The organism is Ruegeria sp. A3M17 (assembly GCF_003318255.1).
Lineage (GTDB): Bacteria > Pseudomonadota > Alphaproteobacteria > Rhodobacterales > Rhodobacteraceae > Ruegeria.
Genome location: NZ_QOCF01000035.1, coordinates 339,073 through 349,769, shown reverse-complemented (window position 1 = coordinate 349,769; position 10,697 = coordinate 339,073). Strand labels below are relative to the sequence as shown.

The following is a 10,697-nucleotide window of genomic DNA, read 5'->3' as shown; positions in this document are numbered from 1 at the left end:
ACGAAGAAGCCGCAGAGTAAAATCAAAGCCCCCGTTGAAAAGCGGGGGTTTTTCTTAGGGTGAGAAGCCAGCGGGTACGCCAAAGGGTGGCGTGTCTATGCTGGTTCCGGTCAGGGCGTGCAGAAATGAGACGAGGCTGCTGATCTCTGTTTGCGATAGTTTCACCGGAGCGATGTCGATCTTGCTGCGCACACGCTGCATCTCATACTGGTCCTGCCAAACAACGAAATCTGCCTTTTGCAGCCATGGTACACTGGGTAATTGCGCCATTTCTGGTGTCCAGTTTGCGAAACTGGACACAGGGTCTAGGTGATGGCGGATCATGCTTTCAAGGTCAGGAAAGGCTCCGTTATGGCCGTAAGGTGCGGTCAAGGCCACGTTGCGCAGCATCGGAGTACGGAAGCGATAGGCATCCTCAAGCCGGTCACTTTCGCCCATCCGGCCCACATCGCGAACATAGGGATCCCACTGCCGGGTACGACCGGGACCAAAGGGTGGCAGGGCCAGAGCGTGGAATTCCTGATCGGACATCAGCGGACCGAAATGGCAGTTAGAGCATTGTGCTTTTCCGTAGAACAGGTTCATTCCGTTCTGTTGGGCCGGCAACAGAGCATTTGTGTCCCCGGCCAGATACCGATCAAATGGGCTGTTGGTGCTGCGCCATTCGGTGGCCATGAACGCCGCCAGAGCGTTGGCGATTTGTGTGATCGAGATGTCTTCGGTCGTCTCGATCTCGTCAAATGCGGCGACCATTGCCGGGCCATAGCGCGGATCGGTGCGGACGCGTTTGGCCAGGATCGGCCAGCCTTTGTCGATTCGGTCGTGCACGGCCCCGGTAACCTGGTTTTCGGCCACGTTCCCGGCCATTTCGAACTGCGAGGTCAGCGGGAACAGCGCCTGCGCAGCAAGGAGCGAGTTCAATCCCTCGGGCAACCATTCGTGCGCAGGTGAGTTGAAACCATTGCCATACACGTCTGAAATACTCAGGCGGCCATCATGGAAAACCGTATGAATGTCTTTTGCCCCTAGGTTCCATAGACCCGGCGAATTGCGCGGAATACGTTTGCGGATTTTTTCCGCTCCGGTTCCAGGGGTTCGGTCTGGGCCGAGCCCCTGACCACCCTCACCGATGCCCAGCGATAACCCGTCGGACGTGCCGAAATCCGGGTGATGGCAATGGGCGCAGGTGATGTTCTGATTGCCGGACAGGATCGGATCGTAAAACAGTTGATGACCGATGGCGGCCTGTTCCATATCAAAGGCGATGAAGTCATCATCCGTCAGTGGGCGCGGTAAGTCCTGCGCCGCCGCCGCACCGACGAAAAGGAAAACAGCCCCATGCGCCAGTTTGTATTTGCCGTTTGCTGTCTTGCGACCCCAGCGCTGGCCGAGCTGGAGCAGGCCCGCGATATGATGGAGGCCGGCGCGTTCGAGGCCGCGCGCGAGGAACTGATGCCCGCTGCCCGATCGGGCAATGCCGAGGCAGAGGAACTGATTGGCGTGATGTACGGCCTTGGGCTGGGCGTCGAGCAAGACTATGAAAGGGCGTTTGAATGGTACCTGCGCGCCTCGATGAAAGGGCATCCGGGGGCGCAATCTGGCGTTGGCTGGTACTATGAGTTGGGTCTGGGCGTGCCTGCGCCCGATCTGGTGCGGGCGTATATGTGGTACACGCTCAGCGCTATTGGCGGCGATCCCGATGCGGCGATCAGCCTTGAGGAAGTGGTCAAGAAAATGTCGCCGGAGCAGATCGAAAGGGCGCATGTTCTGGTCAATGACTACAAAGGGTGGATGTACCCGTTTCGGTAAAAGGCCGGGCCAAGAGCCCGACCCAGTGTTGCTTAGTTCAGGTCCGCATCGCGGGATGCGTTGATCTCACCTTCTGCAATGGACACGGCCTCGGTCAGCGCGGCAAAGATTTGGTCACCACGGGCAACGTTGGACTGGAACCACTCGTAAACAGGCGTCGCAGCATCTTTAAACGCAGCTTTCTGTTCGGGAGTTGGAACGTACAGATCACCTCCACCTGCGACGAAATCTTCATAGGCCTGGATCGACTTGCGCTTGGGCGAAGCAAAGGTCGCTTGCTGCAGGGCATAGAACCCATCGACAACTACGCGGCGCAATTCCTCGGGCATCTCCTGAAACTTGGCGTTGTTCATCCACCACAGCGCACCCATGTAGGCGTGGCCGTCCAGCGTGACGTATTGCAGACCGGCATCCGGGAACTTCATGCCCATGATGTCGGTGATGCCGTTCTTGGATCCTTCAACAACGCCAGTCTGGAAACTGGTGAACAGTTCGGGCCACGGGATTGGCGTGGGCGACGCGCCCAGAGCCTTGACCAGTTCCTGTGGCAGGTCGGCGACCACGGTACGGATTTTCAAGCCTTCCATGTCGGCGGGTTCAGCGATCCGGCGTTGCGTGTTCGCGAAGTTCCGCCAGCCACCGGTATTGCCGATGGTCATCAGACGGATCGCGCCACCGGAATCTTCCAACGCCATCTCGCGCATCGTGCGGGTGAAGTCACCGGACAGAACACGCTCGGCCACGCGATCATCGGCCATCAGGTAGGGCAGGTCGAGAACCTGCACATACGGGAAGATCCCCGATGCGCCACCAGAGGTAGAGATGTAGATGTCGATAGTGCCGTCCGCCACACCCTGCAGGCACTCCGCCCCGTTCGAACAGAGTTGCGTGCCGATGAACAGCTCGACCTCGATCGCGCCGTTTGAGGCCGCTTCGACATAGTTCTTGAAAACGATCAGGCCGTCATAATCCTCGTCATTTTCATTCGAGTTGGCCGTGGCGCGCAGCGTGTAATCTGCTGCCGTGGCCGCGATGGCCGATGCGGCAACCAGCGATGTCGCTAAGGCTGCTGTTTTGATAAATCTTCCGAGCATGCGTTTCCTCCCTGTGATACTCAGTCAGTTTGCAAATCCCGTTATGCGCGGGATCGTCATGGATAGTGCGGGGATATAGGTGATCAGGAAGATCACTATGATTTCGACGGCCAGAAACGGCAGGATCGCCTTGGCAATGGTTTCCACCTTTTCGCGGGACACGGCGGCGGCCACGAACAGGACCAGCCCCATCGGAGGCGTGGCCAGACCAACGGTCAGGTTGACGCTCATGATGATGGCAAAGTGGATCGGATCGACGCCTAGGCTAGTGAAGATCGGGGCAAGGATCGGACCAAGGATGATGATCGCCGGTCCTGCGTCCAGGAACATGCCGACGACAAACAGCAGCAGGTTAATCAGGAACAGCAGGATCAGCGGGTTTTCCGACAAGCTGAGGATCAACTCGGCCAGTTGTTCGGGCGCATGGCTCAGGCTGACCACCGTTTTGAACGCCATCGCCGCACCCACCAGCAACAAAACGACGGCCGAGGTCAGACCCGCATTGCTGAGAATTTCAGGCACCTCTTTCAAGGTCAGTGTGCGCAGGACAAAAAAGCCGATGAGGAACGCATAGCCGACAGCAACTGCGGCTGCCTCGGTTGGGGTGAAGATACCACCCAGAATACCGCCCAGAATGATGACAGGCGTCAAAAGTGGAAAAAACGCCTTGAGGCTGGCCTGACGGCGCTCGCCCCAGGTGTATTTCCGGCTGGCGACGGGAAAGTCGTACTTGTCGGCCATGACCTTGATCATCAGCATCAGGCCGACGCCGACCATCACGCCCGGCACAATACCAGCTAGGAACAGGGCTGCCACGCTTTCGCCCATGACATAGGCATAGATGATCATGATTCCCGAGGGCGGAATGATCGGCCCGATCACGGAACTGGCCGCTGTGATCGCAGCAGCGAATTTCCGCGTGTAGCCCTGTTTTTCCATCGCTGGGATCAGCATCGAACCCAAGGCCGAGGTGTCGGCCACTGCTGAACCTGAAAGCCCGGCAAACAGGATCGAACTCAGCACATTTACATGCGCCAGACCGCCACGGAAATGGCCCATCAGGGCCTGACTGAATTCAACCAGACGGATTGTGATGCCACCGCGGTTCATCAGTTCTCCGGCCAGCATGAAGAAGGGGATGGCCATCAGTGGAAAGCTGTCCATGCCGTTATAGACATTGCGATAGAGCAGCGTGATGTCGGCCGTCTGACCGTTCAGCCACAGAAGAATGCCGGGCGCGGCCAGCAACGCGAAAAAGACTGGCAGACCGATCAGCAGAAATACCAGAAATGTGGGTAGGAACCATATCAGCATCTATTCGGCCCCCACAGGTGCATCGGCAATATCCGGCAGCAGATGTCCGCCGCCCAACAGGGTTACGACGGCGCGCAGGATCAGCTCGATATTGACTGAGATCAGCAGGACGACCCCCACCAATAGCGAGGCCATCATCCAGCTGCGCGGGATGCGATACCACTCGTCAAACCCAAAGGACGTTGGCAAATACAGTGCAGCGGTGGCGAACTTGCCGCCAAACCCGGTGACCTCGGACCAGCCGATTTTGACGGCCACCAGCAAAACGGCCAGCGAAACCAGCAACAGCAGGATGTTCAGGGTTTGCCCAATCCCACGCGGCAGCATCAGGGGCACCATGTCGATGGCGACGAACCCTCCGCGCCGAAATGCGGTGGGGGCCATCAGACCGGTCATCCATAACATGCAGAACCGAGCGGCCTCATCCGGCCAGGGGAGGGCATTGCCCAAAACGTATCTGAAGAACACCTGTATCAGGATTGCGAGCACCATCAGCGCGATCGCAACGACACCAACCGCGCGGCCCAATCGCAGCGCGGTTTCATTTACAATCGCGATCGGCGCAAGCACCGACGTCAATCCGCCCATGCGGATCCTCCCTTTTCAGCCGCAGGTTTTCCCGCGACAGTTATCCCGCGCTTATTGGTGCGCGAATTGGCCGAGCTTTCCGGCGTAGAAGGTCAGTGCGTCTCCCTCTGCCATACTGGCACGCAAAACCTTTCCTATAACGATAACGTGGTCGCCGGCATCGTGATACGCATGCTGTTCGCACTCGAAGCGGGCCAGGCAATCAGGCAGCAGCGGGGTTCCGTTTTCACATCGGTCGTGGTCGATATCCTGAAGCGCAAACGCATCTTTCGAGCATCCGAAGCATAGCTCGGCCTGTTCCGCCGACAGGACATGAACGCTGAAATGCCGTGCCTCTTGGAAGTAACGGAACCGGCGAGAGTTGCGGTCGCCCGCCCACATGACAAGTGGTGGGTCGAGAGACAGGGACGAGAAACTGTTGGCCGTGATGCAGACCGGCCCGTCTGTGCTGTCACACGTAACAACGGTGACACCGGTGGCAAAACGACCAAAAGCGTCGCGCAGGGTTCGGGTGTCCTCCCTGTGGGGAACGAATGTGTGGGTCATGTCCTTTGAGATTGCATTCATCATGGTACCTCATGCCCCAGTGCCGCCTCGTATAGGCGGAACCAGCTTTCGCGATCCAGATTGACTTTCAGTGCGTCGGAAATGCGTTTGATCCGGTCCAGATTGTTGGTGCCCAGAACCGGCAGGATGCCAGCGGGGTGCGCCAACAGGAACGCCACGGCGACAGCGGCGCGATCCACACTAAACTCTTCGCCGATTTCATCCGCAACAACTCCGACCGGAGGGTTCCCGGCCATCAGCAACCCGCCACCCAGCGGCGACCAGGCCATCACCGGCTGACCATGCTGCTGATGAAAGGCAAGATCACCATTGGTAAAGGGGCTGATCTCGCCCAGAGAAATCTCGATCTGGTTGGTGACCAGTTGGGTTTTCATCGCTGATTGCAGCAGTTTCCAGTCCCACGGGCGGAAATTGGACACACCAACCGCGCCGACCTTGCCGCTGGCGACAACCTCATCCAGAGTGGCACCGGTTTCGTGATGATCCATGAACGGATCGGGGCGGTGGATCAGCAGAAGGTCGATATGGTCAATCGCCATTTCGGACAGCGATGTCTCAACCGATTTCAGGATATGCGCGCGTGAGGTGTCGTAGTATTTTGCCTTCGCGTCCGCATACCGGCCCATTGGCGCGACGATGTCACATTTGGTGACGATCTCCATCCGTTGACGCAGGCCCGGATTTGCGCGCAGGGCGTTGCCCAGAACGGCCTCGGCGGCATATCCGCCATAGATATCGGCCTGATCGAAGGTGGTGATGCCCTGATCCAGACAGGCGTGAATCTTGGCCTCGACATGGCCTGCCGATGTATCCGTATCATCGCCCAGCCGCCACATGCCATAAACAAGACGGCTCATGTCCAGCGAGTCAGATAGTTTTACACGTTGCATCAGCGGCGAACTCCATTGCCCAGCGGGGTGGCCGGGGTATTTGCAGGGACCCTTCCGTAGGCTTCGGGAAGGGAACAGGTTTTTAGGTTAGGCATAACACGGCTGCCAAAATGGCGGGCCTCGTCCATGTGAGGATAGCCCGAGAAGATGAAGGCGCGGATGCCCATCTTCTGATATTCTTCGATCTTGGACATAACCTGATCGGTTGAACCGACCAGTGCCGCGCCGCACCCGGAACGTGCACGACCTACACCGGTCCATAGGCCGGGTTCGACATAGCCGTATTCATCCGCCAGATCGCGGTTTTTGGCCTGATGCGCCACGCCCAGAGACGTTGCATCCAGTGCGCGTTCTCGAATTGCCCGGCCGTATTCATCATCCAGTTTTGAGACGATGTAATCGGCGTATTCCTGCGCCTCGGCTTCGGTGTCGCGGACGATCATGTGGACGCGCAGGCCGTAATCCAATGTTCGGTTGTAGTTTTCCGCAACCGCATGCACGGCCTTCATCCGTTCGGCCAGTTGATCTTTGGTTTCCGGCCACATCAGATAGACGTCGCAATGTTCACCGCACAGATCCAAAGCTGACGGGGAGTAGCCCCCGAAATACAGCAGCGGCCCGCCGGTTTGATAGGGTTTCGCTGGCTCGGTCGTGAGCCCTGCGAAATTATAAACCTCGCCCGCATGATTGATCTCATCCTGCGTCCAGGCCTGTTTCAGGATTTCCACTACTTCGCGCGAACGCTGATAGCGATAGGCGCTGTCGGCTTTCTCGCCGGGAAAATCGGATGAGATAATGTTGACCGTCAACCGCCCCTTTAGCATGTGATCCAGCGTTGCGATGGTGCGAGCCAGCATAATCGGTTGCATCTCGCCGCAGCGCACAGCGGCCAGCATGTTGATCTTTTCGGTGATTGGCGCGCATCCCGCCACAAAGCTCAACGTGTCTTGCCCCACCTGATAGGACGACGGGCAGAGGATATTGCGAAAACCCTGCGCTTCGGCCTCTTTCACGATGCCCGAGCAGTGATCCCAGCTGGATCGCAGGTCACCATCAGGCATTCCAAGAAACTGGTAATCGTCCGAACACAGCGCCGCGAACCACGAAACCTCGGCCGCATCCAGATCGGGTGAGGTGATGGGGACGATGGTCATCTGATTCGTTCTCCGCAGGGCTATCACTTTCCTCTTGCGTAGCAATCACATTGATGTAGATCAATGGTGTATCAATTTTTCCTGCGACCGAGTGAAGCGCCAAAATATGTCTTCTGCCAACCGAAACCCGAACGCCCTGCCGGTTTATGTTCAGATTGCCGAGCTTCTGATCCGCGACATCGCCGCCGGTCGCCTGATCGATGGCGAGCGCTTGCCGCCGGAAAGAGATCTGGCAGCCGAACTTAAGGTATCGGTAGGGACCCTGCGAAAATCGCTGGCTGAGCTTGAGAAAAAAGGGATGCTGGAGCGTATTCAGGGTTCGGGCAATTATGTACGTGAGACCGGAACGCAAAACAGCGTCTATGCAATGTTCCGTTTGGAACTGCCTGAAGGCGGTGGGTTGCCGCGGGCGGATATCCTGTCAGTTGGCCATCTGAAAAAGCCCGCAGATTTGCCGCGATTTGGTTCGTCGAACATGGGATCGCGGGTGCGTCGAATGCGCTACCTGAATGATACAATTATCGCGGTTGAAGAAATCTGGCTGGATGAGTCCGCTGGTTTGATTGATCGACAGCTGCTGTCGGACTCGCTTTATCGGTACTACCAGCACCAGTTGGGGTTCTGGATAACACGGGCGGAAGACAGGGTTTCGCTTGGGGCGCTGCCAGATTGGACGCCCCCTGATTTCACCAAGCCGGCCGGAGAAACGGTTGGCTATATCGAACGGTTCAGTTGGTCTGAGCGACCCGAACCCGTTGAGTTTTCAAAAACATGGTTCGACCCCGATCGGGCTACCTATGTCCAACGACTGAAATAAAAGGAACTGCGCATGACCCGGACCATTCACTACGGGCTGATCGGATGCGGAATGATGGGGCAGGAACACCTGCACAATATTGCCCTGCTGGACGACACGTGCGTTTCAGCGATTTTTGAGCCGGACGCCGAGATGGCACAGGCCTCACAAGCGATTGCGCCGGATGCGGTGATGGTTTCCTCGGTGCAGGAATTGCTTGCGGTCGACGATCTGGACTGCGTTGTCATCGTCAGCCCCAATCACCTGCACGTGGATCAAATTGAGGGAATCGCCCGAACGCGCCCTTTGCCGTTGTTGGTCGAGAAGCCTCTGTTCACCGACCCGGCAGATGCGGCGCGGCTTGAGGCGCTGCAGCGTGACTATCCCCACCCGATCTGGGTGGCGATGGAATACCGCTATATGCCGCCCATTGCCGCGCTGATTGCCGAGGTCGAGGCAACAGGCGGCGTCAAGATGCTGTCGATCCGCGAGCATCGATTTCCGTTTCTGGAAAAAGTCGGGAACTGGAACCGGTTTAACCGGAACACCGGCGGCACGTTTGTCGAAAAATGCTGTCACTTCTTCGATCTCATGCGCCTAATCCTGCAATCCGACCCGGTGCGCGTCACTGCAAGTGGTGGGCAGGCGGTCAATCATCTGGATGAAGACTACGAAGGGCAAACGCCGGATATCTTGGACCATGGCTACGTCATCGTGGACTTCGCCTCGGGCGCGCGCGCGATGCTGGAACTTTGCATGTTTGCCGAAGGATCACGGTATCAAGAGGAAATCTCGGTCGTTGGGCCAGACGCCAAGATCGAAGCGTTGGTGCCGGGGCCGGGGCGGTTCTGGCCGGATCATCTGGGCGCCCCGCCGGTCCCGCAGATCATTGTCAGCCCACGTGCCCCAAAAGGTCCGGTCACCAAAGAGATCCCCGTCGATCCGCGCCTGTTGGCCGCCGGGGACCACAATGGTTCGACTTTCTACCAACATCAGGGGTTCTTAGCTGTTCTACGAGGCGAAAAGGCAAAACCTGACGTCACCCTGAACGATGGCCTTTGGGCCGTGCGCATCGGTTTGGCGGCGCAACAGGCTTTGGAAACCGGAGAGACTGTGCGCCTCTCGTCTTGATGCCGATAGGAAACCCGCGTTCCAGATACGCACATAATCGGGTGTCGTTTTTGGCACCCGATGCGTCTTTTCCGCTTGCTGGGCGTCGCTCGAGGCAATAGCTCTGTCTGTGGGACACCCCTCCCCAACGAGGGGCGTGTATCTGTAAGGGTAATACACATGAGCATTAAACAACCGGCGACGCGGCCGGCAAATCCGCGTTTTTCCTCGGGCCCCTGCGCCAAACCCCCCACATTTGATCTGACCAAACTGGCCGATGCCGCGCTGGGCCGGTCGCACCGTGCAGCTGTCGGCAAGGACAAGCTGAAGGCCGCGATCGAAGGCACGCGCGAAGTGCTGGGCATTCCGGCGGATTACAAGATCGGCATCGTTCCCGCCTCGGACACTGGCGCGGTTGAGATGGCCCTGTGGTCGCTGTTGGGCGAACGCAAGGTCGAGATGCTGGCCTGGGAAAGCTTTGGCTCTGGCTGGGTGACCGACGTAGTCAAACAGCTGAAGATCGACGCCGAGGTGAAGACCGCGGATTACGGTCAGCTCGTTGATCTGGCCTCGGTTGATTTTGCCAATGACGTTGTCTTTACGTGGAACGGCACGACTTCGGGCGTCCGGGTTCCCAATGGCGATTGGATCGCGGATGACCGTCGGGGTCTGACGATCTGTGACGCGACCTCGGCAGCTTTTGCGATGGACCTGCCCTGGGACAAACTGGATGTGACCACGTTTAGCTGGCAGAAAGTGCTGGGCGGTGAAGCGGCGCATGGGATGTTGATCCTTAGCCCCCGCGCAGTGGAGCGGTTGGAAAGCTACACCCCTGCATGGCCCCTGCCGAAGATTTTCCGCCTGACCAAGGGCGGCAAGCTGATCGAAGGTATCTTTACCGGTGCAACGATCAACACGCCCTCGATGTTGGCGGTCGAAGATTACCTTTTTGCGCTGGACTGGGCGCGCTCGGTTGGTGGTTTGCAGGGCCTGATCGCCCGTGCGAATGCCAACGCTAGTGCGGTTCACGCGTTCTGCGACCAAAACGACTGGATCGCCAATCTGGCAGAGGATGCGGCGACACAGTCGAACACTTCGGTCTGCCTGAAGTTCACCGACACACGCATTCAGGACGGTGCGACATTCGCCAAGGCCGTGGCCAAGCGGCTCGAGGCCGAGGAAATCGCATTGGATATCGGAGCCTACCGCGACGCGCCTGCGGGCCTGCGTATCTGGTGCGGTGGCACGGTTGAAACCTCGGATATCGAGGCGATGTTGCCCTGGCTGGCATGGGCTTTCGAGGCCGAGATCGCTGCCCAGACAGAAGCTGCCTGACCCTTTTTACCGGGCCGTCTCAGGCCCGGATTTTTCATGA

Annotated in this window: 11 protein-coding genes; 4 read left to right on the top strand and 7 right to left on the bottom strand. The window is 58.2% G+C overall.

The features are described 5' to 3' along the window. Nucleotides 1–54 precede the first annotated feature (54 nt). On the bottom strand, nucleotides 55–1,254 hold the full coding sequence (locus tag DS906_RS20255) for a cytochrome-c peroxidase (protein ID WP_233494852.1): 1,200 nt from the start codon (nucleotides 1,252–1,254) through the stop codon (nucleotides 55–57). An 84-nt stretch (nucleotides 1,255–1,338) separates the two neighbouring features. Between DS906_RS20255 and DS906_RS20250 the strand changes: the two genes are divergently transcribed. Beyond that, nucleotides 1,339–1,809, top strand: coding sequence for a tetratricopeptide repeat protein (locus tag DS906_RS20250; RefSeq protein ID WP_113791842.1), 471 nt, complete (start codon nucleotides 1,339–1,341; stop codon nucleotides 1,807–1,809). A gap of 32 nt (nucleotides 1,810–1,841) precedes the next feature. On the opposite strand, the gene dctP is transcribed toward DS906_RS20250, so the two are convergent. From dctP to DS906_RS20220, 6 genes are read right to left on the bottom strand one after another with little or no spacing between them, the layout of a single operon-like run. Further along, nucleotides 1,842–2,903 (bottom strand): TRAP transporter substrate-binding protein DctP, encoded by a 1,062-nt coding sequence (dctP, locus tag DS906_RS20245; protein WP_108861052.1) that lies wholly within the window; start codon nucleotides 2,901–2,903, stop codon nucleotides 1,842–1,844. Nucleotides 2,904–2,927: 24 nt separating this feature from the next. Then, complete coding sequence (locus tag DS906_RS20240; RefSeq protein WP_058279679.1) at nucleotides 2,928–4,217, bottom strand: TRAP transporter large permease; 1,290 nt, start codon at nucleotides 4,215–4,217, stop codon at nucleotides 2,928–2,930. After that, nucleotides 4,218–4,805 carry a TRAP transporter small permease gene (locus DS906_RS20235; RefSeq protein WP_113791841.1) on the bottom strand — a complete coding sequence of 196 codons (588 nt, stop codon included), beginning with the start codon at nucleotides 4,803–4,805 and terminating at the stop codon, nucleotides 4,218–4,220. A gap of 51 nt (nucleotides 4,806–4,856) precedes the next feature. Beyond that, nucleotides 4,857–5,372, bottom strand: a complete 516-nt coding sequence (locus DS906_RS20230; protein WP_199528609.1) for a flavin reductase family protein — start codon at nucleotides 5,370–5,372, stop codon at nucleotides 4,857–4,859. Further along, nucleotides 5,372–6,262 (bottom strand): aldo/keto reductase family oxidoreductase, encoded by an 891-nt coding sequence (locus DS906_RS20225; RefSeq protein ID WP_113791839.1) that lies wholly within the window; start codon nucleotides 6,260–6,262, stop codon nucleotides 5,372–5,374. Before DS906_RS20225 ends, DS906_RS20230 begins: the two co-directional genes overlap by 1 nt. Next, nucleotides 6,262–7,416 carry an LLM class flavin-dependent oxidoreductase gene (locus DS906_RS20220; protein ID WP_113791838.1) on the bottom strand — a complete coding sequence of 385 codons (1,155 nt, stop codon included), beginning with the start codon at nucleotides 7,414–7,416 and terminating at the stop codon, nucleotides 6,262–6,264. Before DS906_RS20220 ends, DS906_RS20225 begins: the two co-directional genes overlap by 1 nt. Before the next feature lie 106 nt (nucleotides 7,417–7,522). Here DS906_RS20220 and DS906_RS20215 point away from each other — a divergent pair, with 106 nt between their 5' ends. From DS906_RS20215 to DS906_RS20205, 3 genes are all read left to right on the top strand, one after another. Further along, nucleotides 7,523–8,233 carry a GntR family transcriptional regulator gene (locus DS906_RS20215; protein ID WP_113791837.1) on the top strand — a complete coding sequence of 237 codons (711 nt, stop codon included), beginning with the start codon at nucleotides 7,523–7,525 and terminating at the stop codon, nucleotides 8,231–8,233. 12 nt (nucleotides 8,234–8,245) lie between these two features. After that, a complete protein-coding gene (locus tag DS906_RS20210; RefSeq protein ID WP_113791836.1) occupies nucleotides 8,246–9,343 on the top strand; it encodes a Gfo/Idh/MocA family protein in 1,098 nt (365 codons plus the stop codon). 159 nt (nucleotides 9,344–9,502) lie between these two features. Beyond that, the gene (locus DS906_RS20205; RefSeq protein WP_113791835.1) at nucleotides 9,503–10,657 is read left to right on the top strand and encodes a phosphoserine transaminase; all 1,155 of its coding nucleotides are present in this window, start codon (nucleotides 9,503–9,505) and stop codon (nucleotides 10,655–10,657) included. Nucleotides 10,658–10,697: the final 40 nt, after the last annotated feature.